26 protein-coding genes are annotated in these 26,043 nt (G+C 66.7%); 14 read left to right on the plus strand and 12 right to left on the minus strand.

The features are described 5' to 3' along the window. Window positions 1-62 precede the first annotated feature (62 nt). The 5 genes from GTP77_RS04235 to GTP77_RS04255 all read left to right on the plus strand — a co-directional run bounded on the left by GTP77_RS04235 (window position 63) and on the right by GTP77_RS04255 (window position 6,475). Complete coding sequence (locus GTP77_RS04235; RefSeq protein ID WP_161070929.1) at window positions 63-1,568, plus strand: DUF4331 domain-containing protein; 1,506 nt, start codon at window positions 63-65, stop codon at window positions 1,566-1,568. A 7-nt stretch (window positions 1,569-1,575) separates the two neighbouring features. After that, window positions 1,576-1,833: a hypothetical protein gene (locus tag GTP77_RS04240; RefSeq protein WP_161070930.1), complete on the plus strand. Its 258-nt coding sequence runs from the start codon at window positions 1,576-1,578 to the stop codon at window positions 1,831-1,833. Window positions 1,834-1,902: 69 nt separating this feature from the next. Continuing rightward, window positions 1,903-3,189: a hypothetical protein gene (locus GTP77_RS04245; protein ID WP_161070931.1), complete on the plus strand. Its 1,287-nt coding sequence runs from the start codon at window positions 1,903-1,905 to the stop codon at window positions 3,187-3,189. Continuing rightward, on the plus strand, window positions 3,186-4,343 hold the full coding sequence (locus GTP77_RS04250; RefSeq protein ID WP_161070932.1) for a HupE/UreJ family protein: 1,158 nt from the start codon (window positions 3,186-3,188) through the stop codon (window positions 4,341-4,343). The genes GTP77_RS04245 and GTP77_RS04250 overlap by 4 nt, the downstream gene beginning before the upstream one ends. A gap of 29 nt (window positions 4,344-4,372) precedes the next feature. Then, window positions 4,373-6,475, plus strand: a complete 2,103-nt coding sequence (locus tag GTP77_RS04255; RefSeq protein ID WP_161070933.1) for a TonB-dependent receptor — start codon at window positions 4,373-4,375, stop codon at window positions 6,473-6,475. Here the strand turns inward: GTP77_RS04255 and GTP77_RS04260 are convergent. From GTP77_RS04260 to GTP77_RS04290, 7 genes are all read right to left on the minus strand, one after another. After that, entirely contained in the window at window positions 6,472-7,191 is a 720-nt protein-coding gene (locus GTP77_RS04260; RefSeq protein WP_161070934.1) for an anti-sigma factor, read from the minus strand. The two genes, GTP77_RS04255 and GTP77_RS04260, sit on opposite strands and share 4 nt — an antisense overlap. Further along, complete coding sequence (locus GTP77_RS04265; RefSeq protein WP_161070935.1) at window positions 7,188-7,775, minus strand: sigma-70 family RNA polymerase sigma factor; 588 nt, start codon at window positions 7,773-7,775, stop codon at window positions 7,188-7,190. Before GTP77_RS04265 ends, GTP77_RS04260 begins: the two co-directional genes overlap by 4 nt. Window positions 7,776-7,849: 74 nt before the next feature. Next, window positions 7,850-8,560, minus strand: coding sequence for a GGDEF domain-containing protein (locus GTP77_RS04270; RefSeq protein ID WP_161070936.1), 711 nt, complete (start codon window positions 8,558-8,560; stop codon window positions 7,850-7,852). Window positions 8,561-8,564: 4 nt separating this feature from the next. Beyond that, a complete protein-coding gene (locus tag GTP77_RS04275; RefSeq protein ID WP_161070937.1) occupies window positions 8,565-8,954 on the minus strand; it encodes a DUF1987 domain-containing protein in 390 nt (129 codons plus the stop codon). A gap of 16 nt (window positions 8,955-8,970) precedes the next feature. Further along, the gene (locus tag GTP77_RS04280; protein ID WP_161070938.1) at window positions 8,971-9,528 is read right to left on the minus strand and encodes a SiaB family protein kinase; all 558 of its coding nucleotides are present in this window, start codon (window positions 9,526-9,528) and stop codon (window positions 8,971-8,973) included. A 13-nt stretch (window positions 9,529-9,541) separates the two neighbouring features. Beyond that, window positions 9,542-10,780: a SpoIIE family protein phosphatase gene (locus GTP77_RS04285; protein ID WP_161070939.1), complete on the minus strand. Its 1,239-nt coding sequence runs from the start codon at window positions 10,778-10,780 to the stop codon at window positions 9,542-9,544. A gap of 167 nt (window positions 10,781-10,947) precedes the next feature. Next, window positions 10,948-11,565 (minus strand): substrate binding domain-containing protein, encoded by a 618-nt coding sequence (locus GTP77_RS04290; RefSeq protein ID WP_371869323.1) that lies wholly within the window; start codon window positions 11,563-11,565, stop codon window positions 10,948-10,950. A 225-nt stretch (window positions 11,566-11,790) separates the two neighbouring features. Between GTP77_RS04290 and GTP77_RS04295 the strand changes: the two genes are divergently transcribed. Together GTP77_RS04295 and GTP77_RS04300 are read left to right on the plus strand one after the other, a co-directional pair. Beyond that, the gene (locus GTP77_RS04295; protein WP_161070940.1) at window positions 11,791-12,642 is read left to right on the plus strand and encodes an NmrA family NAD(P)-binding protein; all 852 of its coding nucleotides are present in this window, start codon (window positions 11,791-11,793) and stop codon (window positions 12,640-12,642) included. Between the two features lie 61 nt (window positions 12,643-12,703). Then, window positions 12,704-12,979 (plus strand): YkgJ family cysteine cluster protein, encoded by a 276-nt coding sequence (locus tag GTP77_RS04300; protein ID WP_161070941.1) that lies wholly within the window; start codon window positions 12,704-12,706, stop codon window positions 12,977-12,979. Between the two features lie 6 nt (window positions 12,980-12,985). On the opposite strand, the gene GTP77_RS04305 is transcribed toward GTP77_RS04300, so the two are convergent. Both GTP77_RS04305 and GTP77_RS04310 read right to left on the minus strand, forming a co-directional pair. After that, window positions 12,986-13,159, minus strand: coding sequence for a hypothetical protein (locus GTP77_RS04305; RefSeq protein WP_161070942.1), 174 nt, complete (start codon window positions 13,157-13,159; stop codon window positions 12,986-12,988). A gap of 93 nt (window positions 13,160-13,252) precedes the next feature. Next, window positions 13,253-14,233, minus strand: a complete 981-nt coding sequence (locus GTP77_RS04310; protein WP_161070943.1) for an aldo/keto reductase — start codon at window positions 14,231-14,233, stop codon at window positions 13,253-13,255. Window positions 14,234-14,350: 117 nt separating this feature from the next. Here GTP77_RS04310 and GTP77_RS04315 point away from each other — a divergent pair, with 117 nt between their 5' ends. Further along, window positions 14,351-15,277 (plus strand): LysR family transcriptional regulator, encoded by a 927-nt coding sequence (locus GTP77_RS04315; RefSeq protein ID WP_161070944.1) that lies wholly within the window; start codon window positions 14,351-14,353, stop codon window positions 15,275-15,277. On the opposite strand, the gene GTP77_RS04320 is transcribed toward GTP77_RS04315, so the two are convergent. Further along, the gene (locus tag GTP77_RS04320; RefSeq protein WP_161070945.1) at window positions 15,216-16,415 is read right to left on the minus strand and encodes an MFS transporter; all 1,200 of its coding nucleotides are present in this window, start codon (window positions 16,413-16,415) and stop codon (window positions 15,216-15,218) included. The genes GTP77_RS04315 and GTP77_RS04320 overlap by 62 nt on opposite strands. A gap of 201 nt (window positions 16,416-16,616) precedes the next feature. On the opposite strand from GTP77_RS04320, the gene GTP77_RS04325 reads away from it, so the two are divergent. Both GTP77_RS04325 and recQ read left to right on the plus strand, forming a co-directional pair. Then, window positions 16,617-17,450, plus strand: coding sequence for an undecaprenyl-diphosphate phosphatase (locus GTP77_RS04325; RefSeq protein ID WP_161070946.1), 834 nt, complete (start codon window positions 16,617-16,619; stop codon window positions 17,448-17,450). 8 nt (window positions 17,451-17,458) lie between these two features. After that, on the plus strand, window positions 17,459-19,285 hold the full coding sequence (gene recQ / locus GTP77_RS04330) for a DNA helicase RecQ (RefSeq protein ID WP_161070947.1): 1,827 nt from the start codon (window positions 17,459-17,461) through the stop codon (window positions 19,283-19,285). Between the two features lie 83 nt (window positions 19,286-19,368). On the opposite strand, the gene GTP77_RS04335 is transcribed toward recQ, so the two are convergent. Further along, entirely contained in the window at window positions 19,369-20,253 is an 885-nt protein-coding gene (locus GTP77_RS04335; protein WP_161070948.1) for an AraC family transcriptional regulator, read from the minus strand. 225 nt (window positions 20,254-20,478) lie between these two features. Here GTP77_RS04335 and GTP77_RS04340 point away from each other — a divergent pair, with 225 nt between their 5' ends. Together GTP77_RS04340 and GTP77_RS04345 are read left to right on the plus strand one after the other, a co-directional pair. Then, window positions 20,479-21,381, plus strand: a complete 903-nt coding sequence (locus GTP77_RS04340) for a DMT family transporter (RefSeq protein WP_161070949.1) — start codon at window positions 20,479-20,481, stop codon at window positions 21,379-21,381. Window positions 21,382-21,398: 17 nt separating this feature from the next. Next, complete coding sequence (locus tag GTP77_RS04345; protein ID WP_161070950.1) at window positions 21,399-23,168, plus strand: amidohydrolase; 1,770 nt, start codon at window positions 21,399-21,401, stop codon at window positions 23,166-23,168. Here the strand turns inward: GTP77_RS04345 and trmB are convergent. Next, a complete protein-coding gene (gene trmB / locus GTP77_RS04350; RefSeq protein ID WP_161071110.1) occupies window positions 23,155-23,835 on the minus strand; it encodes a tRNA (guanosine(46)-N7)-methyltransferase TrmB in 681 nt (226 codons plus the stop codon). The genes GTP77_RS04345 and trmB overlap by 14 nt on opposite strands. Window positions 23,836-24,035: 200 nt before the next feature. Here trmB and GTP77_RS04355 point away from each other — a divergent pair, with 200 nt between their 5' ends. Further along, on the plus strand, window positions 24,036-24,515 hold the full coding sequence (locus GTP77_RS04355; protein WP_229202077.1) for a hypothetical protein: 480 nt from the start codon (window positions 24,036-24,038) through the stop codon (window positions 24,513-24,515). 26 nt (window positions 24,516-24,541) lie between these two features. Beyond that, window positions 24,542-26,023 carry a DUF4214 domain-containing protein gene (locus tag GTP77_RS04360; protein ID WP_161070952.1) on the plus strand — a complete coding sequence of 494 codons (1,482 nt, stop codon included), beginning with the start codon at window positions 24,542-24,544 and terminating at the stop codon, window positions 26,021-26,023. The last annotated feature ends 20 nt before the right edge of the window (window positions 26,024-26,043 follow it).

Below are 26,043 nucleotides of genomic sequence, written 5' to 3' on the forward strand. Positions count from 1 at the left end.
CTCCCCTCTCCGTATATGCCTGTGCAGCACTTCGAAGACCACCTACATAAAGGGGAATTAGCATGGCAACTAACCAGAAGTACCCGCTGCGGGCTGCCTTGATCGGCAGCCTGATGGCCATTGCACTAGCGCCTGCAGCGTTCGCATCCAGCCACCGGGAAGCGCCCTTCATCACCAAGAATCCCAAAGTGGACGCCACCGATTTCTATATGTTCCGCAGCTATGAGCCGGGACGAGAGAAATTCGTCACCCTGATCGCCAACTACGTGCCGCTGCAGGATGCCTACGGCGGCCCGAACTACTTCGCCATGGATCCGGACGCGTTGTACGAGATCCACATCGACAACAACGGCGACGCCAAAGAGGATCTCAGCTTCCAGTTCCGCTTCAGCAGCACCAACAAGGACACGCAGCTCACCGTGGGCGGCAAGAAAGTGTCCATCCCGCTGGTCATCAATGGCGGCGCGGTGAACGACGTCAATCCGGCCGGCCTGAATGTGCGCGAGACCTACACCGTGGCCGTGGTGCGCGGCGACCGCCGCAGCGGCGCCCGATCCTCGGTGACCAACGCGTCCGGCGGCGGCGCCACCTTCGACAAGCCGGTTGACAATATCGGCAACAAATCAATACCCGACTACGCCGCCTACTCGGCCAAGCATATGTACGCGGTGAATATCCCCGGCTGCGCCACCCCGGCCCGCATGTTCGTCGGCCAGCGCAAGGACCCCTTCGTGGTCAACCTGGGCGAGACCTTCGACCTGATCAACATCAAGGCGCCCGCCGTCGAGTTCCTGGCCAGCGCCGAAAAGAACGCCAGGGACGACCTGGCGCTCAAAAACGTCACGTCGATCGAACTGGAAGTGGCGGCCGACTGCCTGACCGCATCGGCCACCGGCGGCGACCCCGTCATCGGCGGCTGGACCACCGCCAGCATGCGCCAGGGCCGCCTGCTGAACCCCACGCCGGGCAGCGCTGTCGGATCATCCAGGGAAGGCGGCGCGTGGACGCAGGTGTCGCGCCTGGGCGCGCCGCTGGTGAACGAGGTGGTGATCGGCCTGAAGGACAAGGACCGCTTCAACCACAGCAAGCCTTCCGGCGACAGCCAGTTCGCCGACTACGTCACCAACCCCACCCTGCCCGCGCTGGTGGAAATCCTGTACGGCAGCGCCGGCGCCAAGGCGCCGACCAACTTCCCGCGCAACGACCTGGTGGCGGCCTTCCTCACCGGCGTGAAAGGCCTGAACCAGCCCGCCACCGTCACCGCCTCCGAAATGCTGCGGCTGAACACCTCCATCGCTCCCACGCCCAGCGGTGCACAGAAGCGGCTGGGCGTAATCGACGGCGACAACGCGGGCTTCCCCAATGGCCGCCGCCCCGGCGACGACGTGGTGGATATCGCGCTGCGCGTCATGATGGGCAAGCTGTGCACGCTCAACCTGGGCTGCACGCCGGCCGACGCCCCGGCCGGCGCCTTGCGCTTCACCGACGGCGCCTACCTCGACGAGACCTTCGTCACGGCCGGCTTCCCCTACCTGAAGACGCCGCTGGCCGGCTCGCCGCAGAAGTAAGGAGAGCATGATGAAAACACTGACCCGTATCACGCCTTGCGCGCTGGCGCTGACGCTATTGCTGGCCGGCTGCGGCAGCGGCGGCGGCGGCGACTCCGGCAGCGTCACCACGCCGCCCCCGGCGCCGCCGCCCGTCGCCATGCTGGACGCGTTCTATTCGGCGGTGCTGGCCATTATCGCCACGTCCCCGGAAGACAAGGAGCCGGTGGAGATCGACAGCGTGGCCGTTACCACGCCGGACAACACCGATCCGGTGGCCAACTAGGCAAGCAGTCCTCCCCGCGCCGTGCCCAAACCCTGCACGGCGCGGGGCTTACACAGAAATGGCAAGATCATGACCAGCATCCCCCTATTCCTGGGCGCCGCCCTCGCCGCCACGCTCTCGCTGCAAGCGCCGCCGGCACGGGCCACGCCCCACCTCCCCAGCGCCGGGACCGAAGTCATCGAAGCGCTGCCGCGCCGCAGCGACCCGCAGCAACTCGAACTGCGCCGCCTGCGGCTGCAGCTGATGGCCGCGCCGCGCAACGCGGAGCTGGCTGCGGCGCTGGCGCAGCGCTATATCGGCATCGGCCGCAGCGAGTCCGATCCGCGCTACTTCGGCTACGCGCAGGCTGCGTTGGCGCCGTGGTGGAAGGAGGCGGCGCCGCCGGCCGCCATACGCCTGTTGCGCGCCACGCTGCTGCAAAACATCCACCAGTTCCCGGCCGCCATGGCGGACCTCGACGGCGTGACGGCGGCCGAGCCGTCCAACGCCCAAGCCTGGCTCACCCGCGCCACCGTGCAGACCGTGCTAGGCCAGTACAGCGCGGCCACGGCCAGCTGCGCGCGCCTGTCCACGCTGGCGGACCAGTTGTCCAGCATCACTTGCCTGACCAATGTGTCGGGCCTGACCGGCCGCCTGCTCAAAAGCGACATGCTGCTGGCCACCACTTTGCAGCGCAGCACGAACGCGGAGCCGGGCATGCAAGCCTGGTCATTGACGCAGCTGGCGGAAATGGCGGCGCGGCGCGGCGACGCTCCGCTGGCCGAAACGCGCTACCAGGCCGCGCTGAAACTGGCGCCGCGCGACAGCTACCTGCTGGGCGCCTACGCCGACTTTCTGCTCGACCGGCAGCGCGCCGCCGACGCTGCGGCGCTGACCAAAGAGCACCGCCGCATCGACGGCCTGCTGCTGCGCCATGCGCTGGCGCTCAAGCAGCAGCAAGCGCAGCGGCAGCGCCAAGGACAGCGTCCCTCGTCCGAGCTCCAGGAACAGCTGGCGGCGGACACCCATGAACTCCAGGCGCGCTTCGACGCCGCCGCCCTGCGCGGGGACAGCGTGCACCAGCGCGAGCAGGCCCGCTACGAACTGCATTTGAGCGGCAATGCGAAGGCCGCGCTGGCGCTGGCGCAGCGCAACTGGGCGGTGCAGAAGGAACCGGCCGATCTGCGCATCCTGCTTGAGGCGGCGCTGCAGGCCGGCGACCGCGCCGCCGCCGCCCCCGCGCTGGCGTGGATGGCGCAAACCGCGCTGGAAGACGCCGCCATCCAGCCGCTCGCTGCGCAGCTCAGGCCAGCCGCAGCCACAACGCCTGCCAGCCGGCCGGACGTGCCGCGCCTGGCCGCGAGGATGCAGCCATGATGCGCCTGCTTATGGCCTGCCTGCTGCTGTGCTGCGCCGCCGGCCCGGCCGCCGCCCACAAGCCCAGCGACAGCTACCTGGTGCTGCGCGCGGGCGGCCAGCATATCGACGGCCAGTGGGACATCGCCCTGCGCGACCTGGACTACGCGATAGGCCTCGACAGCGACGGCGACGGCCAGCTGACCTGGGACGAGATCCGCGACCACCACAGCCAGATCGCTGCCTATGCGCTGTCCCGGCTGTCGCTGGCGGCGGATGGAGAGACGCAGGCCGCATGCACCATCACCGCCGGCGATCAGCTGATCGACCGCCACAGCGACGGCGCCTACACCGTGCTGCGCTTCCGCGCCTACTGCCCCACGGCGCCCGCCGCGCTGCGTATCCGCTACAGCCTGTTCGCCGACACCGACCCGCAGCACAAAGGCCTGCTGCGCCTGGAGCACTCGGGCGCGGCGGATGCGGCATCCGCCGACACCACCAGCGCCATCTTCGGCAGCGGCCAGCAAGAGCAGGTGATACAGCTGGTCCAGCCCGCGCGGCTGGCCCAATTCGCCGCCTATGTGAAGCACGGCGTGTGGCATATCTGGATAGGCCTGGACCACATTCTGTTCCTGCTGTCGCTGCTGCTGCCCGCTGTACTGGTGTGGAAAGACCATTCCTGGCGCGCCGCGCCTGAATTGCGCGGCACCGTCATCGACGTACTGAAGACCGTCAGCGCCTTCACGCTGGCGCATTCCATCACGCTCAGCCTCGCCGCGCTGGACCTGGTAACGCTGCCTTCGCGCCTGGTGGAATCCGTCATCGCGGCTTCCGTCATCGCGGCTGCGTTGAACAACCTGGCGCCCATCGTGCGTTCCAAGCGCTGGGTGGGCGCGTTCGCCTTCGGCCTGATACATGGATTCGGTTTCGCCAGCGTGCTGGCGGACCTCGGCCTGCCGCAAGGCTCGCTGCTGCTGTCGCTGCTGGGCTTCAACGCCGGCGTGGAGCTGGGACAGCTGGCCATTGTGGCCGCCTTCCTGCCGCTGGCCTTCCTGTTGCGCGCCACCTGGTTCTACCGCCAGGTGGTATTCGTGGGCGGTTCCGCGCTGATCGTGCTGACCGCCAGCATGTGGCTCAGCGAACGCGCTTTCGACATCAAACTGGCCGCCCTTTGAACATGGCGGCAGCACAAACGGAGCATCTCATGCACACAACCCGGCATGGCGCCGTCCGCGCGGCGGGACGGTTAGCCGCTTTGCTTGCCGCACAGCTGGCGGCGCAGCTTGGCTCCAGCGGCGCACAGGCCGCGCCTGGCGACGAAGCCCCCGGCGCGGCAAGTGCCCCGCAAGTGGTCGCCGTCATCGGCCACTACGACAACGCCATCGGCACTTCCGACGCGGCCAGCCAGGGCCGCATCACCTCCAGCCTCATTGCCAGCCGCCCCGCGCTGCGCACCGGCGAGCTGCTCGAATTCGTGCCCGGAATGATCGTCACGCAGCACAGCGGCGACGGCAAAGCCAACCAGTACTTCCTGCGCGGCTTCAATCTGGACCACGGCACCGACTTCGCCACCTTCGTGGACGGCATGCCGGTCAACATGCGCAGCCACGCGCACGGCCAGGGCTATTCCGACCTGAACTTCCTGATCCCCGAGCTGGTGCAGCGCATCGACTACCAGAAAGGCGCCTACTTCGCCGACACGGGCGACTTCGCCTCGGCCGGCGCGGCGCGCATCCGCCTGGCGGACACGCTGCCGGGCATGGCCAGCATCACACTGGGCGGCAACGGCTACCGCCGCGCCGTGGTGGCGAACAGCAGCGGCTACGCCGGCGGCAATCTGCTGTACGCGCTGGAGGCCAACCACAACGACGGCCCCTGGGACGTGCCGGAAGGCGTGCGCAAATACAGCGCCGTGCTGCGCTACAGCGCGGGCGGCGCGGACCAGGGCTACAGCATCACCGGCATGGCCTACCGCAACCGCTGGCGCGCCACAGACCAGGTGCCGCAGCGCGCCCTCGATTCCGGCCTGATAAGCCGCTTCGGCACGCTGGACGCCAGCGACGGCGGCATCAGCAGCCGCTACAGCCTGTCCTACGCGCTGCACCGCAGGAACGCGGACAGCCGCTTCGAATTCAGCGCCTACGCGCTGCATTCCAGCCTGGACCTGTACAGCAACTTCAGCTATCTGCTGGAGAACCCCGAACAGGGCGACCAGTTCCAGCAAAGCGAACGCCGCAACGTAATGGGCGCGGACGCCAGCAACACCTGGCTGCATGAAGCCGGCGGCATTGCCATGCGCAGCAAGCTAGGCCTGCAGGTCCGCTACGACAAGGTGTCCCCGCTTGGCCTGTACACCACCACCGCACGCGCGCGCACCGGCACCATACGCGAAGACCGGCTCGACGAGGGCAGCGCCGCGCTGTATGCCGAGAACGTGGCCAACTGGCTGCCGACCTTCCGCACCGTGGCCGGCCTGCGCTACGACGCCTACCGGTTCAAGGTCGGCAGCGACATGGCCGGCAACAGCGGCAAAGCCAGCAGCGGCATCGTCTCGCCCAAGCTGTCGCTGATCTTTGGGCCGTGGGCGCGGACGGAATATTTCCTCAACTTCGGCAAAGGCTTCCACAGCAACGACGCACGCGGCGTTACGCAAACGCGGCTGGCGGACGGCGGGGCTGCGCAGCCGGTCACGCCGCTGGCGGCCACGCGCGGCTACGAGGCGGGCCTGCGCAGCGAACTGCTGCCCGGGCTGCAAAGCTCGCTGGCGCTGTGGAAAATGGATAGCGCGTCGGAGCTGGTGTACGTCGGCGACGCGGGGGAAACCGAAGCCAGCGGCGCGAGCCGCCGCAACGGCATTGAATGGAACAACCACTACATCGCCCGTCCCTGGCTGCTGTTCGACCTGGACCTGGCCACCTCCCGCGCGCGCTACCGCGACGCCCCCGCAACGGAGAACCGCATCAGCGGCGCGCTGGAACGGGCTGCCTCTTTCGGCGTGACGGTGACGGATCTGCAGCGCTGGTCCGGCGGCCTGCAGGTGCGCTACTTTGGTCCGCGTCCGCTCACTGCGGACAACAGCGTGCGCTCGGCATCGACCGCGCTGGCCTACGCTCGCCTGGCCTACAAGCTGGCTCCAAGCACCGCTTTAACGCTGGATGTATTCAATCTGCTGGACAAGAAAGCCAGCGATATCGAGTACTACTATGCCTCCCGCCTGCGCGGCGAAGCGGCCGGCGGGGTGGAAGACCGGCATATCCACCCGGTCGAACCACGCACCTTCCGGCTCACGCTCACGCACCGCTTTTAAAGCAGCCGGACCCAGTTGCCCTTGTAGAGGACCGGCCCGGTCGGGCCGTTGGGATTCGGCGAGCCACCTTTCGGCTCCAGGCTGATGGCCAGCAGCTGCACGTCGCTGCCGATGGCGCGCTCGGACAGCGCCAGCCTGGCGCTGCGGTTATCCGGCAGGATGCCCAGCGAGCGCGGATTGCCCTGCTTGGGTATCGCCCACAGCTGCAGCGTCTTGTCGTCCGCCACGGCCACGCCGTTCACCACCCGCACCTCCATCACCTGGTGGCGGCTGTCGCCGGTCAGCAGGATGGCGGTTTGCGATTGCTCGTCCGTCAGCGTGGCGGCGTAGTTGATGGCCGCCGCCTGTTCGGACGGCGGCGCCAGCGTCAGCGTCAACGCGACGGCAATGGCCAGCGCCGCCACCGCGCCCGAAGCCATGCTCAGGCCGCGCCAGTATCTCAGCGACTCCTGGCGCCAGAACTGCCAGGCAGGCGCGGGCGCAACCAGGCGCAGGCGCCGCTCAATGCCGCGCCACACTTCGGCGCGCGGTTTCTGCTCGCCGGCGAACTCGGACAGCGGCAACAGGCGGTCCTGCCATTCGGCCACGGTGCGGCGCAGCGCCGCGTCGTTATGCATATAGCCTTCAAAGCGGCGCCGCGCGCCACCGCGCAGCGTGCCCAGCACATATTCGGCCGCCAGCTTCTCGCGCAGGCCTGGATTGCCCCGGATATTCATGGCCGCTCCCCTTTCGCCAGGCAGGTCTTCAGGCGTTCCAGGCTGCGCCGTATCCAGGTTTTCACCGTGCCGATGGGGATGGCCATCTGCTGCGCCACTTCGCTGTGCGACAGGTCGTGATAAAACGCCATGCCGATCACCTGACGGTGCAAGCCCTCCAGCATGGACATGCAATAGGCCAGCGCCTTGGCGTCGCTGCTGATCTGCAGCGCCTCGATCGGCGTCGCACCGGGGTCATGCAGGGCATTCAGTATGGTGCTGTCAAAAGTATCCACGTCGATCTCCAGGGTGCCGTCCACGCGGCGCAGCGCATCGAGCGCCTTGTTGCGCACGATGGCTGCCATCCACGTCATGGGCGCGGCCAGCTGGCTTTGGTAACTGCGGGCGCTATTCCATATGGAGACGAAACTCTCCTGCAGCACTTCCTCGGCCAGCTCGCGCTTATGCAATATACGCAGCGCGTAGCCGAACAGTTTCGGCGAAGTTGCGTCATACAGGGATCGGAATGCTTTGGCGTCGCGCGCGGCGGCGGCGGCCAGCCAGGCGCGGAGCTGCTGGGGGTCGTTGATGGGCGCTAATGCCACGGGAGTCCTCGTTGAAGCGAGCTGTTAAACGGCGACGAAAGACGGCGCCGGCAGCTTGCAAGGATACCGTAAATTCAGGGCGCCAGGCGCACGCAGTTGCGGCCCGCGCGCTTGGCCTCATACAGCGCCTCGTCGGCGCGCAGGTAGGCGGTGTCGAACGAGGTGCCGCAGGGATTCCAGCTGATGCCCACGCTGGCCGTCACCGGACGGTTGATGGGGGCGGCGAACACTTCGCGCGCGATGGCGTGGCAAACGCGCTCCCCGAGCAGGGCCGCCTCGGCGCCGTGGCGCGTGGGCCAGGCCACGGAGAATTCCTCGCCGCCCACGCGGCCTATGGCCACCTGGTCGCCCAGCAGGGACACCAGGCAGCGCACCACGGCCTGGATCACGGCGTCGCCGGCCGGGTGGCCGAAGTCGTCGTTGACCTGCTTGAAGTGGTCGATGTCGAGCACGATCAGGGCCAGGTCGCCCTGCTCCAGCAGGCGGCTGGCGTGCTCGATCAGGGCGGCGCGGTTCAGCGCCCCGGTCAGCGGATCGTGCGTGGCGCGGTATTCCAGCTGGCCGGCCAGCTCGTGCAGCTGGCGGTTCAGCTGGTTCATGTCGCGCTCGGCGCGGTCGCTGCGCCGTATCAGGCGGCGCGTTTCGCGCATCAGGCGCTCGTAGTGCGCCATCATCTCGCCCAGCACGCGGCGGTACTCGGCCGCGCCGGCGCCGTCGTCCTCGTGCGCCGCGCGCGCGGCGGCCAGCACCGCGCTCTCGGCGGCGAACAGGTCCGGTTCAGCCATAGGGTCAGTTATGCGCCACCGGATGGTTGCTGAAGTCCAGCGCGCCGAAATCGTCCTGCAGTTCCTGGCCGAATTCGAGGATGGTGTCGTCGTCCTCGTCGTAGTACCAGTTCAGGCGCACCGCGCTGCCGTCCATGGCGGCCTGGTTCAGCGCCTCGAACAGCGTGAACAGCATCTTGGTGCTGGAGCTGTTGAAGTAGGCCAGCGACACGTTGACGGTGATGTCGGCCTGGCCGCAGCCGGCCAGGTAGGCGCGCACCTGTTCGATCACCGGGCCGTAGAACAGCGCGGCGTTTTCGGGATAGGACTCGCCCTTGATCGACAGCGTGTGCTGGTCGAAGCGGAAGTCGATCTCGGGCGAAGTGGGCGAAGCGGAGATGTAGTAGGGTTCCATGACGTTGGTTTCTTTTTCAGATGATGGCCTTGATGCAGAACACCGTGGTGTCCGGGTCGTGCGTCTCCTTGACGAACTCGAACTCCAGCGGCGCGCTGGCGTCGCGCGCCATGGTCAGGAAGCCGAGACCTGCACCCTTGCTGTCGGCAGGGGTTTCGTCGCGCAGCGCCTTCTTGTAGGCGGATTTGATTTCCTCCATGGTCATGCTGTGCAGCGGCTCCAGGCGCGCTCGGATGGCGTTCACGCTTTCGGTGGAGACCGGGTTGGCGCACAGCAGGAAGAAGCTGTCCTCGCGCATGCCGATGCAGAACGAGCCGCGCCGCATCTGGCTGGCCTGCGCGTGGTCCGGGGTCAGCGTGTCCGACGAGTAGTGCATGATGTTCTGCGACATTTCGACAAAGGACGAGAAGATGCGGCGCCGCGTCGGCCCCGCCGCGCCGGCCGTGTCCAGCCGCGCCTTGATGGTTTCGGCGATGGCGGCCACCACGTGCTGCGAGAAATAGCCCGCGTAGAAAAAAATGATGTTGCGCTTGCGCGCCACGTCCCAAAACTCGTTGAATTCTTCGTAGAGCAAAATCGTTCCTTCCTTAGGGACGGCAGCAGAAAAAAGTAAGATCGTCGCGGCGCGGCTGCGCGCCTTGCCAGGCCTGGAAATCGTCCAGCAAGGCCTGGCTGAGCTGCGCGGCCGGCGCGCGGCGCTGGGCCAGCAGCACGTCGCGGATGCGGCGCTTGCCGTAGGCGATTTCGCGCGGGCCGCCGATCTGGTCGACCAGGCCGTCGGTGGTGATGAACAGCAGGCTGCCCGGCGCCACGTCCACCGTCCTGGCGCTCCAGCTGAAGCCGAACGGCGTATCCACGTAGCCCACGCCCATGCGGTCGCTGTCCAGCGTCTGCACGGCCGCCTCCATGCCGTCCTGGTCCGGCGGCAGCAGGTGCAGCGCCAGGCGGGCGCCGGCGAAGCTGAGCTGGCGGCTGGCGGAGTCGAACCACAGGAAGGCGGCGTCCATGCCGTCGTCCGATTCGGTGGCGCCGCCCTGCCCTTCCATCTGGCCCAGCATGGATTTCACGCCCCGGCTCACCTCCGCCAGCAGCGCGGCCGGATCGCGCGGACCCAGCGCCTGCAAGGCCTGCGTCAGGATCGACGAGGAGATCAGCGTCATGAAGGCGCCCGGCACGCCGTGGCCGGTGCAGTCGGCGATGGCGGCGAACCAGCCGTCCTCGTATTTGACGAAATAATAGAAGTCGCCGCCGACCACGTCGCGCGGCTGCCAGACCAGGTGCGCGTCCGGCAGCGTTTCGGCCAGCGCCGCGCGCGAGGTGCGCAGCATGGCGCGCTGGATCACGCTGGCGTAGTCGATGCTGTGCATGATCTGGCGGTTTTTCTCGGCCTGCATATTGGCCACCACGTTCATCAGCTGCAGGCCGAAGCCCACACCGCCCAGCGCACCGCCACGCGTGATGATGAAGCCGTCCGCCAGCGCCTTCTCGCCCGACTCCACGGCGCGGAAGGTCAGCGCCTCGATGCTCATGGCCGCGTCCACGATCAGCGGCTCCTTGTCCATAAAGGCGATGCAGCTTTTTTTGCCGTACACCTCGTGGTAGAAGGGCTTGGACATCTGCGACATGAAGATGTTGCGGCTGATCAGGCCGATGGGCCGCTCGTTCTCGATCACCGGAAGGCTCATCAGGTCGCGCCGCTCGGTGAACAGCTCCAGCACGCCGAAGTTGCTCATGTCCGACTGCACCGACACGGTTTCAATGCACAGATCGGCCGCCGTCGAGAGGCGGAAGCGGGGCAGATCCAGTCGCGATGCGTTGAACTCCACAGCCGGTTCCTTTAGAAAAAAACGGCCCGCACCGGGGAGTGTGCGGGCCTAAACATCCATAGTGGGAGAGAGACGAACAGGTGGCATCTTGCCATTCCTTTGTGACATCAGTGTGACGCTGCGGAAACAACCGCAGCTGCAAGGACCATGCTTTTTATGCAAGAACCTTAGGCCGGATTGCTGTTCAGGGAAGCGACGAAAGCCAGGAAGGCCGCCGTCTTCGCCGGCAGGTGCCGGCGCGAGGGATACAGCGCGTACAGCGGAAAGCGCTCGTCCGGCCAGTCCGGGAACAAATCGACCAGGCGGCCGTCGGCCAGCATCTGCCCGGCGCCCAGCGCCATCATCTGCGCAATGCCGTAGCCGGCCAGGCATACGCTGTGCAGGCTGCCCGCGTCGTTCACGGTGAGCTGGCCAGGCGGCTGCAGCTCCAGCTTTTTGCGGCCCTTGTGGAACTCCCACGAGAAAGGACGGCCGGTCTGCGCGTCGCGGAACAGGATGCAGACATGGCCGCCCTGCTCCAGCTCGCGCGGCGACAAGGGCCGGCCGTGCTTCTTCAGATACGACGGCGCGGCCACCGTGATGATGCGCGACTCCAGCAGCTTGCGCGCCACCATGCCCGAAGAGCGCGGAAAGCCGAAGCGCACCGCCAGGTCGAAGCCGTCCGCCACCAGGTCGCCCAGCTGGTCGCGGTTCACCAGCTCCAGTTCCAGCCCGGGATGCGCGTTGAGGAACACGCCCAGCCTGGGACCCAGCACCAGCCGGGAAAAATACGGATCGACGTTCACGCGCAGGCGCGGACGGCGACATGTCCAGCGCCTCCGCCGCGCGCGCGAAACTGGCGCCGTTGACGAGGGCCGCCAGCACGCGCAAGCCGTTCACCACTTTTTCGTCCAAAGCCATTCGTGATTCCTTGTCATGAATGAAGTGCCACCCATGCTATCGCAATCCGGCGCTGCGGGATGGAAAATTCATCCCATGCGGCGCGGTGCCGCCAAACCAAGGAGAACAGCATGCATGCAGTAACCGGCATTTCAGGAAAAGTAGGCGGCGTGGTGGGGCGCACCCTGCTGGGGGCTGGCAAGGACGTGCGCGCCGTGGTGCGCAGCGCGGCCAAGGGCGCAGCCTGGCGCGAACAGGGCTGCGAAGTGGCGCTGGCCGCCATGGAGGACGCCGACGCCCTGCGCGACGCCTTCGCGGGCGCGGAGTCCGTATTCGTGCTGCTGCCGCCCACGTTCGATCGCTCTCCCGGCTTCGTCGAAGCGCGCCAGCAGATCGCGGCGCTGCGCGCGGCGCTGGAAGCGGCGCGGCCGCGCAAGGTGGTGGCGCTGTCCACCATAGGCGCGCGGGCCGGTCAGCCCAATCTGCTCCGCCAGCTCGGACTGATGGAACAGGAACTCGGCCAGCTCCCCGTGCCGGTGGCCTTCCTGCGCGCCGCCTGGTTCATCGAGAATTTCGCATGGGACCTGGACGCGGCGCGCGGCGGCGCCATCGCCAGCTATCTGCAGCCGCTGGAACGCAAGGTGCCGATGGTCGCCTGCGCCGACGTCGGCCGCACGGCGGCGGAGCTGATGCAGCAGGACTGGCAGGGACGCCGCGTGGTGGAGCTGGAAGCGGCGCAGCGCTACTCCCCCAACGATATCGCCGCCGGCTTCGCGCGCGTGCTGGGCCGGCCGGTGCGGGCGGACATCATCGAGCGCGCCGCCTGGCAGGAGCTGTTCACCGCGCAAGGCATGCGCAATCCCGAACCGCGCATGCAGATGCTGGACGGCTTCAATGAAGGCTGGATCGCGTTCGAAGGCGGCGCGGCGGAAGCGCGCACAGGCGGCGTGGCGCTGGACACCGTGCTGGCCTCGATGCTGTGAATTAAGGCGGCAGGAGTATACTGTCGGCCTTGAATTGGAACCGCAGCACAACAGTGTACTCATGACAACAGCAGAAACCGCAGTGCAGTGCCGCCCCGGATGCGGGGCCTGCTGCACCGCGCCCTCCATCACCTCGCCCATCCCCGGCATGCCCAAGGGCAAGCCGGCCGGCGTGCGCTGCATCCAGCTGGCCGACGATATGCGCTGCAAGATTTTCGGCCAGCCCGAGCGCCCCGCCTTCTGCGCCGGCCTGCAGCCGGCCGCCGACATGTGCGGCGGCAGCCGCGAGCACGCCATGGTATGGCTGGCCGACCTGGAGCGCGCTACCGCGCCCTGAGCGGGATTACTGGCCGCGCGGGCCTTTGTCGGCGCCCTTGTGGTCCTTCTGGCCGTCGTTCTTGTGGCGGCCCGCCACTTCGGCTTCCTCGGCGCGCTGCTGGTTCTTGGCCGCTTCCTGCTGCGCTTGCTGCGCCTCGCGCTGCTGCTGTTCGCGCGGATCGTTGCTGTGCTTGCTCATGACTATCTCCTCTGGTGAGTGAACAACCACCTTACGCCCCCGCCGCCAGGCACACCGTGCGCTGGCGAACAGAGGCGGAGACAGCGCCGCGCCTCAGCTGAAGCCCGCCACCGGATGCGGCACATAGGCCGATTCCAGCAGCGCCAGCTCCTCCTTGGTGAGCCGCACTTTCAGCGCCTGCACTGCGTCGTCCACGTGCGAGAACTTGGCGGCGCCGATGATGGGCGCGGTCACCACGGACTTCTGCAGCACCCACGCCAGCGCCACCTGCGCGCGCGGGATGCCGCGCGCCTCGGCCACCTGCTTCACGCGCTCGGCCACGAGCCGGTCCGACGCTTCGGTGGCGGTGTACATCTCCTTGGCCACCAGGTCGGTGTCGGAACGCTTGCTGGCTTCGGCCCAGTCGCGCGTGAGACGCCCGCGCGCCATCGGGCTCCACGGGATCACGCCTATGCCTTCGGCTGCGCACAGCGGCAGCATCTCGCGCTCCTCCTCGCGGTTGATCAGGTTGAGCTGGTTCTGCATGGTGGCGAAGCGCGTCCAGCCGTGCCGCTCTGCCGTGTACAGCGCCTTGGCGAACTGCCAGGCATACATGGACGACGCGCCGATGTAGCGCGCCTTGCCGGCCTTGACGATGTCGTGCAGCGCCTCCAGCGTTTCCTCGATGGGCGTGCCGTAGTCCCAGCGGTGGATCTGGTACAGGTCCACATAGTCCGTGCCCAGGCGGCGCAGGCTGTTGTCGATTTCGGCCATCAGCGCCTTGCGCGACAGTCCACGCTGGTTCGGGCCTTTACCTTGCGGGAAGTAGACCTTGGTGGCGATGACCACTTCTTCGCGGCGGGCGAAGTCGCGCAGCGCGCGGCCGACGATTTCCTCGCTGGTGCCGTCCGAATAGGAATTGGCCGTGTCGAAGAAGTTGATGCCCGCTTCCAGCGCGTGGCGGATCACGGGGCGGCTCTGTTCCTCGTCCAGCGTCCACTCATGGCTGCCCCGGTCGGGTACGCCGTAAGTCATGCAGCCCAGCGCCAGGCGCGATACTTTCAGGCCGGTGCGGCCGAGATTCACATAGTCCATCAAGTTCTCCCATGATCTGAAGGGACACTATAGCGCGGCAAACCCATTGTATCTATATCATGCATGGTAAAACAGAAACCACCATGGGTTGTAAATGAACGTTGTAAGTGAGGACGTATGAGAGGAATCGAACTTCGGCAACTGCGCTATTTCTCGCTGGTGGCGAAAGAGCTGCACTTCCGGCGCGCGGCGGAACTGGCCTTCGTCACCCAGCCAGCACTAAGCCAGCAGATCGCCAAGCTGGAGCAGACCGTGGGCGTGGAACTGCTGCGCCGCGACCGGCGCGGCGTGGAGCTGACCCCGGCCGGCGTGGTGCTGCGCGATGAACTCGACACCATGTTCGACCAGATGGAGCGCGCCCTGCGCCTCACGCGCGAGGCCGGCCATTACCGCAGCTGCGCCTTGTCCATCGGCCTGGTGGAATACACCAACCTGGTGTTCATTCCGCCCGCGCTGATACGGCTGCAGGCGCTGTACCCCAATATGCGCGTGCAGCGCCACGAGATGAGCTCCGTGCTGCAGGCGGACGCGCTGCAGAAGCACAGCATCGACGTGGGCTTCGGCGTGCAGGTGGCGCCGCTGCCGGAGGACGGCAGCCTGCTGGCCCAGCCCATCTTCGATTCCAGCTGGGCCGTGCTGGTGCGCGAGGACGCGCCGCTGGCCGCGCGCGCCAGCGTGACGGTGGACGACTTGCGCAGCGAGCGCCTCATCATGTTCGAGCGCGGCGTGAACACGGTGCTGTACGACCGCATGGTGGACGCCTGCCGCGAGCGCGGCTTTACGCCCAACTTCGTGTACCAGACTTCGCAGGCCCAGATGGGCATGTCGCTAGTGAGCCAGGGCATGGGCACCATGGTGGGCACCACCTATGTGTTCTCGGCGCCGCCGGCCGGGCTGGTGGTGCTGCCGGTGGCGGACATGCCGCCGCTGCAGGTTCAGGTGTTTTCCCGCAGCGGCGAGGACCGTCCGCTGATCCTGGAGTTTATCGAGCTGGTTGCGGCTGAAGCCCGCCGCGCCCAGCTTGATCTTGCTGCGCGAAGCTGACCGCCACCGCCAGCACGGTCGCCGCGATGCCCAGCGCGGACACGCCATGCCACGCCCACAAGCTCCACACCCAGGCCGTGAGGCCGGACATGACCGCCGCGCCGATGAAGATGCCGAGGATGTAGATGGTGCTGACGCGGCCGCGGATATCCTGTCCCAGATGGTAAATCATGGTCTGGTTGGACACGTGGGACGCCGTCACTCCCAGGTCCAGCAGCAGCACGCCCACCACCAGTCCCGCCAGGTGCTGGCCGAACAGCGCCATCACCACCCACGCCAACAGCGCCGAGCCGGTGCCCAGGCGCACCGCGAAGACCGGGCCGCGCTTGTCCGCCACCTTGCCGAAGAGGGGCGCGGCAAAGGCGCCGGCCGCGCCGATCACGCCGAACAGGCCCGCCACGTCGCTGCCCATGTGGAAGCGCGGCGTCTCCAGGTAAAACACCAGCGAAATCCAGAAGGCGTTGAAAGCGCCGAACACCAGGCCCTGGCGCGCCGCCGCGTAGCGCACCACCGGCTGCTGGCGGAACACGGTCCAGATGGACGCCAGCAGGCGCGGATAGCTCAAATCGCTGCGCGGCACGGTGGGCGGCAGGCGCCAGGCCAGCAGCGCCGTCATGAACAGCATCAGCGCGGCGGCGATCCAGTACACCGTGCGCCAGTCCGTGTAATGCCCAATATAGCCGCTGGCCGTGCGCGCCAACAGGATGCCAGCGAAGATACCGCGCGCCAGCAGCCCAGTGACGTGGCCGCGCTGCTCATGGCCCACGATCTTGGCCGCGTAAGCCGGCAGCAGATAAGGCGTAATGGTGGTCACGCCCATCAGCGCGCTGGCCCAAGTGAGCGAGGGCGCGGACGGCGCCAGCGCCACCAGCACCAGCGCGCCCACATGCGCGCTGATCATGGCGAGTATCAGCTTGCGGTCATTGACAATATCGCCCAGCGGCAGGAACAGCAGCGCGCCGATGGCGATGCCGATCTGCGTGAACATGGGCAGCGCGCCCGCATGGGCTTCCGACACGCCCAGCGAGCGGCCGATGTCGCCCAGCAGCGGCTGCGCGTAGTAGCCGCTGGCGATGGACACGCCGCACACCAGCGCCAGCAGCGTAATCAAACCTTTCGGTACTTCCTTGGTATTCATGACGACCTCCTGCTTTGTTGATGGCAGGAGTATGGAATTGCCGCAGGTTTACATCCAATTCGTCTTTCCCCGCCCTGTGATAAGCCATGCTTATCAGCCGCAAGGTACAATGCGCACCGCGCCCGATTCGGGCCATGGCGAACGCGGCCGGGCGTGGTAAGCTTCGACGCCCTTTCCCCATCACTTGCTATTACGACAAACATGGACATCACACTCGCGTTGCAGGCCTTCATCATGGGCCTGGTTGAAGGCTTTACCGAATTCCTGCCGATTTCCTCCACCGGCCACCTGATCCTGGCCGGCAGCCTGCTCAACTTCGTGGGCGAAAAAGTGAAAGTGTTCGAGATCGTGATCCAGACCGGCGCCATCGTCGCCGTCATGTGGGAATACCGGGTGCGCCTGGCCACGGTATTGAGCGGCATGTTCAGCGACGCCAAGGCGCAGCGCTTCATCATCAACCTGATCATCGGCTTCCTGCCGGCCGCCATCCTCGGCTTCCTGTTCAACAAAGCCATCAAGGCGCATCTGTTCTCGCCCATCCCGGTGGCCAGCGCCTTCATCGTGGGCGGCTTCATCATCCTGTGGGTGGAAAAGCGTGCCAAGGCCAATCCGGCCGCCGTGCGGGTGGAAAGCGTGGACGACATGAGCGCGCTGGACGCGCTGAAAGTGGGCTGCGCCCAGGCCTTCGCGCTCATCCCCGGCACCAGCCGCTCCGGCGCCACCATCATCGGCGGCATGATGTTCGGCCTGTCGCGCAAGGCGGCCACGGAATTTTCCTTCTTCCTCGCCATTCCCCTGCTGCTCTCGGCCACGGTATACTCGCTGTACAAGGAACGCGCGCTGCTGTCGGCGGCCGACTTGCCGATGTTCGGCGTCGGCATGCTGGCCGCCTTCGTGTCGGCCTTCCTCTGCGTGCGCTGGTTGTTGCGCTATATCAGTTCGCACGACTTCACAATTTTTGCGTGGTACCGCATCATATTCGGGTTGGTGGTCATTGCCACCGCCTATTCCGGCCTCGTAGTGTGGGCCGACTAAGTTAATAAATGACCAATCAGGACACCAGCGAACGCGCCCTCAACCTCCTCCAGACCGTCTTCGGCTACCCAGCCTTTCGCGGCCAGCAGGGGGAAATTGTCGACCATGTCAGCAAGGGCGGCGACGCGCTGGTCCTGATGCCCACCGGCGGCGGCAAGTCGCTGTGCTACCAGATTCCCGCGCTGGTGCGCGACGGCGTGGGCGTGGTGATCTCGCCGCTGATCGCCTTGATGCAGGACCAGGTGGACGCGCTGGCCGAAGTCGGCGTGCGCGCCGCCTTCCTGAACTCCACCCAGACCTACGAAGAGGCCAGCCGCATCGAGCGCCTGGTGCGCACCGGCCAGATCGACCTGGTCTACGTGGCGCCGGAACGGCTGATGACGCAGCGCTGCTTCGAGCTGCTGCAGGCGTCCAATATCGCGCTGTTCGCCATCGACGAAGCGCACTGCGTATCGCAATGGGGCCACGATTTCCGGCCCGAGTACATCAAGCTGTCCATCCTGCACGAGCAGTTCCCCAACGTGCCGCGCATCGCGCTCACGGCCACGGCGGACCACCAGACCCGCGCCGAGATCGTGCAACGCCTGCAGCTGGAGGACGCGGCGCAGTTCGTGTCCTCCTTCGACCGTCCCAACATCCGCTACCAGATCGTGGAAAAGGCCAACGGCCGCAAGCAGCTGCTGGACTTCATCACCGCAGAACACGGCAACGACTCCGGCATCGTCTACTGCCTGTCGCGCAAAAAGGTCGAAGAAACGGCCGAGATGCTCAACGAGAACGGCGTGCGCGCCATGGCCTACCACGCCGGCATGGAACACGCCAAGCGCGCCGCCAACCAGGCCCGCTTCCTGCGCGAGGACAACATCGTCATGGTCGCCACCATCGCCTTCGGCATGGGCATCGACAAGCCGGACGTGCGCTTCGTATGCCACCTGGACCTGCCCAAATCGATCGAAGGCTACTACCAGGAGACCGGCCGCGCCGGCCGCGACGGCCTGCCCGCCAGCGCCTGGATGGCCTACGGCCTGCAGGACGTGGTGCTGCAGCGGCGCATGATAGACGAATCGGAGGCCGACGAAACCTTCAAGCGCGTGCTCGGCACCAAGCTGGACGCCATGCTCGGCCTGTGCGAAACGCTGAGCTGCCGGCGCGTGCGGCTGCTCGAATATTTCGGCGAACAGGCCACGCCCTGCGGCAACTGCGACACCTGTTTGATCCCACCGGTGAGCTTCGACGGCACGGTGCCGGTGCAAAAGCTGCTGTCGGCCATCTACCGCGTCGACCAGCGTTTCGCGGCAGGGCACGTGATCGAAGTGCTGCGCGGCGTGGAAACGGAACGCATCAAGACCTGGCACCACGACAGCCTGTCCGTGTTCGGCATAGGCGCCGACCGCAGCGAGCAGGAATGGCGCGCCATCCTGCGCCAAGTGATCGCGCTCGGGCTGGTGACGGTGGACCACGAACAGTACAGCTCCCTCAAGCTGACCGACGCCGCGCGGCCGGTGCTCAAGGGCGGGCAGAAAGTGCAGCTGCGGCAGTACCAGAAGCCGGTCAAGCAGAAACGTTCCACGGCGGCGGCGGCCAAGGGCTATGCCGAGACCGAGCTGTCCGGCAAAGAGCAGACCATCTTCGACAAGCTGCGCTGGTGGCGGGTGGAGACGGCGCGCGCGCACAGCGTGCCGGCGTATGTGATCTTCGTCGACGCCACCCTGCGCGAAATCGCCAAGGCGCAGCCGACGTCGCTGGACGACCTGCGCGGAATCAGTGGCGTGGGCGAGAAAAAGCTCGCCTCCTACGGCGAAGAGATCGTCGCGCTGATCGCAGAAATGCTATAGGAAAGGTAGGGCGGGTTAGCGCAGCGTAACCCGCCAAGCTGGCGGCGCGGTGGCGCCGGCGGGTTACGCTGCGCTAACCCGCCCTACGCCGCGACGATCTGGCGGTAACGCCCGGGTGGCGCGCCCACCGCCGCACGGAAGCGGTGGCTGAAATGGCTCAGATCCGCGTACCCGCAAGCATCGGCCACCTGCTGCAAAGGCAGGCCGGTTGATTTGAGCATGCTGCGCGCCCGGTCCAGGCGGCGCTGCGCCACCCAGGCCGACGGCGGTATGCCGAAGGACAGCTTGAACATGCGCGCCAGGTGGAACTCGGACATGCAAGCCACCTGCGCCAGCATGCCCAGCGTGATCGGCTCGGCCAGATGCGCATCGATAAACTCCGCCAGCCTGCGCCGCACCACAGGCGCCAGCCCGCCGCGCAGGCGCGCGCCCGGGTCTATCATCGACTGCGACTTCAGCAGCTCGCTCAAGGTGGCGTGCGTGATCTCGTTCGCACGCAGCAGCGCATCGGCGCCCTCCCACGGCGCGGCCACCAGCTGCTCGCACAGCTGCACCAGGCGCGGGTCCTCGAAATAGGTGCGGTCGGCCAGGGTCAGCTCGCGCGGTTCGCGGTCCAGCTCCATCACCGCCCGCTGCGTAAAATGCTCCGGCATGAAATACACATGCAGCAAGCGCAGCTTATCGCGCACCAGCCAGTGCGACTCATGCCAGTCCGGCAGCGTGCAAAGCCGCTTCGGCGCCCCATACTGCCCCGGCGCCACGCCCGCCCCGCCGCGTTCGGTGCGATAGCCCCCTCCCAGATAGCACGAGAACGTATGGTGCCCCGGCTGCAAGTAAGCGGTCACCGCCTCATCCGTCTCCCGCTGCCAGATCGCCGCCGCCAGGCCATCCCCCAGCCAGGCGAAACGCTCCAGGGTCGCATCGGTATGCGACATGGTCTTGAACACCGCGTGAGAAAAAGTAGCCATCCGAAAAGTCTAGCACGCCCCCGCCATCCGCCCCCGCCCCCTCACAAAAATGCGCAAGATCAGACAATTCCCACAAGCGACCTGAGCCGCATTCACCCCACTTCGGGGTCTGACCCCAAATTGGGTGGAATGCGGCTCAGGTCGCTTGAATTTTGCGCAAGCGAAGACAAGCGGCGGGGGCGCGCTGGCGGCATGATGCATACTCGTTTTCAACCGGGCTTTGCCATGAACGCTATTCTGTATCTGCTGACCGTCCTGATCTGGGGCACTACCTGGATCGCCATCAAATTCCAGCTCGGCGTGGTGCCGGCGCCGGTGTCCATCGCTTACCGCTTCTGGATCGCGGCGGCGGTGCTGCTGCTGGTGCTGTTTGCCATGCGCAAGAAGGTGTGGCCGCCGCGCGCGGCCTGGCGCTACCTAGCGGCGCAGGGCGTGGCGCTGTTTTGCTGTAATTTCCTGTGCTTTTATTACGCCAGCCAGTGGGTGCCCAGCGGCCTGGTGGCCGTGGTGTTTTCCACCGCGCCGATCTGGAACGCGCTCAACGGCCGCCTCTTCCTCGGCCGCGCGCTGCGCCAGCAGGTGGTGGGCGGCGCGCTGCTGGGATTGTGCGGCATCGCCCTGCTGTTCCTGCCGCAGATGCAGGGCCACTGGCGCGACGGCGGCATGCTGGCCGGCCTGGGTCTGGCCCTGCTGGGCACGCTCTGCTTTTCCACCGGCAACCTGCTGTCCAGCCGCATGCAGGCGCTCGGCCTGGCGCCGTGGCTGACCAATGTGTGGGCCATGATGATAGGCGCCGCCATCCTCACCCTGGGCTCGCTGGCCTTGGGCATGCCGTTCACCTGGGAGCCGGGCGCGCGCTACACGGCCTCGCTGCTTTACCTCGCCATTCCCGGCTCGGTCATCGCCTTCACCGCCTACCTGATGCTGGTCGGCCGCATCGGACCTGACCGCGCGGCCTATTCCACAGTATTATTCCCCATCGTGGCGCTGAGCGCGTCCACCATCTTTGAGGGCTACCACTGGACCGCGCTGGCGTTGTGCGGCCTGGCGCTGGTCCTGGCGGGCAACTTGCTGGCCTTCATGCCGTCCTGGCCTGCGCTGGGGCGCACGGAGGCCCGCGCTAAATAGGCAGACTAGGAGAACACATGCATGCGACCGGATTCGCCCTGATTTGTTTGCTGCTGCCGGCATGGGCGCACGCCGCCCCGGCGGACACGGTCTACCGCAACGGCTACATCTACACAGTGGATGCGCAGGACAGCGTGCAGCAGGCGCTGGCCGTGCGCGAAGGCCGTATCGTCTACGTCGGCGACAACGCCGGCGCGCAAGCCCACACCGGCGGCCAGACCCGCGTGATCGACCTGCAGGGCCGCATGGTGATGCCCGGCCTGGTGGACGGCCATATGCACCCGCAGTCCGGCGGCTCGCGCCTGCTCAACTGCAGCCTCGATTACCTGCCGCTGACGGTGCCGCAGTTCCAGGCCCGCATCCAGGCCTGCCTGGACAAGGAAAAGAACGCGAGCCCCAAGCGCTGGCTGCGGGTGGTGAACTGGTTCCAGCAAGGCATGCTGCCGGACGGCGTGGACATGAGCAGCGCCGCGCTGGACAGCCTGAAAACCAGCCGCCCCATCGTCGTGCGCTCGTCCTTCGGCCACTCAGCCCTGCTCAACTCGCGCGCCATGGCGCTGGCCGGCGTCACCCGCCGCACGCCCGATCCCGAGGGCGGCAAGATCGCGCGCGACGCCGCCGGCAAGGCCACCGGCATCCTGGAAGACGCGGCGCAGGACATGGTGAGCAAGTTCATGCCCGTGCTCACACCCAAGGAAAACCTGGCCGCCTCCACCGCCGCACTGGACGCCATGCGCAAGCAGGGCATCACCACCTTCCTCGACGCCTATACCGATCCCGAAACACTGACCGCCTTCTCGCAGTTGCAAAAACAGGGCAAGCTCACCGCGCGCGCCCACTTCGCAGTGCTGATCGATCCGAAGGACGCCATATCCGGCAAGGCTTTCAAGGAACTGCGCCAGCTGGCCAAACAGTTCGACCAGGGCGCCACCCGCATCGAGCCGTCCATGCAGGTGCGCCACGCCAAGCTGTTCATGGACGGCGTGATCGCCGCACCCGCGCTCACCGGCGCCATGCTGGCGCCCTACTACACCAACCAGGGAACGCCGCAGCAGCCGCACTGGGCGCCGGGTCCGAGCAAGGGACCGGACAGCTACTTCACGCCCGCGCTGCTGCGCTCCACGCTGTCCAGACTGGCCAAGGCCCACGTCGATCCCCACATCCACGTGGACGGCGACGGCGCCGTGCGCGACACGCTCAACGCGCTGCAAGCGCTGCGCGCCACGCCGGAGGGCAAGGACGTCCGCCCCGCCCTGGCCCACGACGAGATCGTGGACCCGGCCGACTTCCCGCGCTTCAAGCAGCTGGACGCCACGGCGGTGCTGTCCTTCCAGTGGGCCAAGCCCGCGCCGGACACGGTGGGCGCGCTGAAGGAGTACATGGGCAAGGAGCGCTACGCCATCGTCGAGCCGCAGTCGCTGCTGCTGGACGCGGGCGCACGCATCGCCTACGGCAGCGACTGGCCGGTCGATCCATTGGACATGTGGTTCGCGCTGAAAGTGGGCGTGACGCGCACCGCCGCAAAGGACGCAGGCCCCGAATACGCCGGCCGCCTGGGCGACGCGCCCGGCATGCCGCGCGCAGCGGTACTGCGCGCCATCACCATGAACGCGGCGTACACCCTGAGGCAGGAAAAGGAAGTGGGATCGCTGGAGGTGGGCAAGCTGGCCGACCTCATCGTCCTGGACCGGAACTTCATGGAAGTCCCGGCCGAGGACATCGCCAACACCAGGGTATTGCAAACCGTGGTGGGCGGGAAGATAGTGTACGGGCTTACTTCTTGGTGAAGACCAGGTCCCATACGCCGTGGCCCAGCTTCAGGCCGCGGTTTTCAAACTTGGTCAGCGGGCGGTAGGCCGGCTGCGGCGCGTAGCCTTCGGCCGTGTTCTGCAGGCCGGGCTCGGCGCTCAGCACTTCCAGCATCTGCACCGCATAGTCTTCCCAGTCGGTGGCCAGGTGGAGATAACCGCCCACTTCCAGCTTTTGCACCAGGTGCTGCACAAACGGCGACTGGATCAGGCGGCGCTTGTTGTGGCGCGCCTTGTGCCATGGGTCCGGGAAGTAGATATGCACGCCATGCAGCGAGCCGTCCGGGATCATGTGGTTCAGCACTTCCACCGCATCGTGCTGGATCGCCTTCAGGTTGCTCAGCTGCTGCTCGCCGATCAGCTTGAGCAAGCTGCCCACGCCCGGCGTATGGACTTCCACGCCGATGAAATCCTTCTCCGGCATCACGCCGGCGATGTGCGCCGTGGTGCCACCCATGCCGAAGCCGATCTCCAGCACCACCGGCGCCTTGCGGCCGAAGACCTGCGCATAGTCCAGCGGCGCCTTGCTGTACTCGATCAGGAATTTCGGACCCAGCTCCTCCAGCGCGCGCGCTTGCGCGGTGGACAGGCGGCCGGCGCGCGTAACGAAGCTGCGGATGCGGTGTTCGGTCGGGTCATACAGCATGGCGCGTGCCGGGCTGCCCGGATTGTCGTTTGGAGTATCGGAAGACATGTAAATGTAAGTAAAGAGGCCAAGCTGCTGGCAAATTCTAAGGACGATCCGCCATTATACGTGAGCTCCACCCGCGCGCCCCAGCCTGCGATAATACGGCTTTGACCGACTAGCCCCCTCCGACGATGACCGACGCAATCCTTCTTGCCATCATGGCACTGTCCCTGGCCGCCATGTATCTGCTGCTGAAAAAAGGCTTCCGTCCCGCCGCGCCGCCCGCAGCCAGGGCGCCCGGCCCGGCCTACGTCCCCGCGCAGCCGGGCGCGCCGGTCAAGCACTGGTCCGACGGCGGCCGCATGCTGACCGAAGTGCTGGCCGAATCGCGCTACCAGGCCACGGTGCGCGAGCTGGCCGGCGAGCATGGCGACCAGGGCGCCGACACCCGCTTGCAGGCCGTGCTGGCGGTGGATCCGCTCAACCCCTACGACGACAAGCCGGTGGCGGTGTTCGTGGCGGGCCGCATGACGGGCTATCTGTCGCCCAAGGACGCGCAAGCCTTCCGCGAAATCCAGCGCCGCGAGGAAATCGATGGCCAGCCGATCTCATGCGATGCAGCAATACGCGGCGGCTCAGTTTGGCAGGGCAAGCATTTGGCGTATGCTGTGTGGCTGGACATGGACCTGTCCCGTTGAACGAATTCTTATCAGAGTGACACGCAATGACTACCGTTACCATTAATTTCAGCCAGGCTACGCTCAGCACGCTGGAAACCTATCGCGCCACCCATGTGCCGCTGACGCTGGCGGGCGAGTTCGACAAGCTCATCAAGGCCGGCTACAACTTCAGCTCCACCCACGCCGTCTACACCGGCGGCTCGCTGGCGGGGCCGGACGGCTACCTCGACTATCCGGACGGCAGCTTCCAGACCTTCTCCGGCCTGGTCAACACCACGCCCGGCGCGGCCAGCGGCACCTTCTCGGCCGGCTCGCTGGAAGACCACATCTCGGGCAACTACCGCCTGGTGTACGACGGCCAGCTCAATTTCGGCTACAGCACCTCCGCCAGCAACGGCCTGCTGCTCAGCAACAAGGGCGGCACCATCAACACGCTCACGCTGCAGCAGCTCATCACCGCCGGCACCGCCGGCTACGACAACACCATCGGCAACACCGTGCTGAAAGCGCACGGCAGCGTGACCAGCAGCGACGGCAACCTGTTCTCCGGCGTGGTGGACACCCTCACGCGCACCACCGAACTGTTTGAAGAAGGCGGCCGCATCACGGGCGACTTCACCGTGTCCGGCAACTCCACCGCCATCGGCCAGGGCAGCGCCAGCACCGCATTCGGCGGCACGCTCAGCTCCTACGCCCAGTACTACACCGACGGCAGCTCGGCCCTGATCAGCGCGGCGGCCATCGCCGTCACCGGCAGCACGGTCGCCAACGAACAGCAGTTGCTGGCCAACGCCGCCAACTTCGGTGGCGACGACTCCATCGCCGTGACCCTGCCCGCCATCGTCAACACCAACTGGCTGATCGCATCCGGCGCCGGCGACGACCGCATCAGCATCACCGGCGGCGGCGCGCGCCTGTCGGTCGACGCGGGCAGCGGCAAAGACATCATCGTCATGAACGACTACGGCCACGCCATCGACGGCGGCGCCGGCATCGACACGGCCGTCTTCGCCGGCAACCGCGCCGCCTACGCCGTCACCGGCGCGGGTGGCGGATTCAGCGTGCGCGCAGCGGCCGGCGGCAGCGCCAACACCCTGTCCAACGTCGAGCGCATCCAGTTCGCCGACGGCGGCCTGGCGCTGGACGTCAACGGCAACGCGGGCCAGCTCTACCGCCTGTACCAGAGCGCCTTCAACCGCGCCCCGGACGCCGCCGGCGCCGGCTTCTGGCTCACCGCCCTGGACAACGGCACCACGCTGAAACAGATCATCGGCGGCTTTTCCACCGCCCAGGAGTTCATCAATCTGTACGGCGTCAACACCAATTTCGACACGCTGGTGACCGCGCTCTACGTCAACGCCCTGGACCGCCAGCCGGAAGCGGCAGGCAAGGCGTATTGGATCAATGCGCTGGAACACGGACTGAGCGTGGTGGATATGGTGCTGGAGTTTTCCGAGAGCCCGGAGAGCCATACGCTGAACGCAGGCCTGATCGCCAACGGTTTTGCGTACACACCGTATGGCTAGGACAGTGTGGAGCGCGTGAA

The organism is Pseudoduganella aquatica (genome assembly GCF_009857595.1).
Classification (GTDB): domain Bacteria; phylum Pseudomonadota; class Gammaproteobacteria; order Burkholderiales; family Burkholderiaceae_D; genus Rugamonas; species Rugamonas aquatica_A.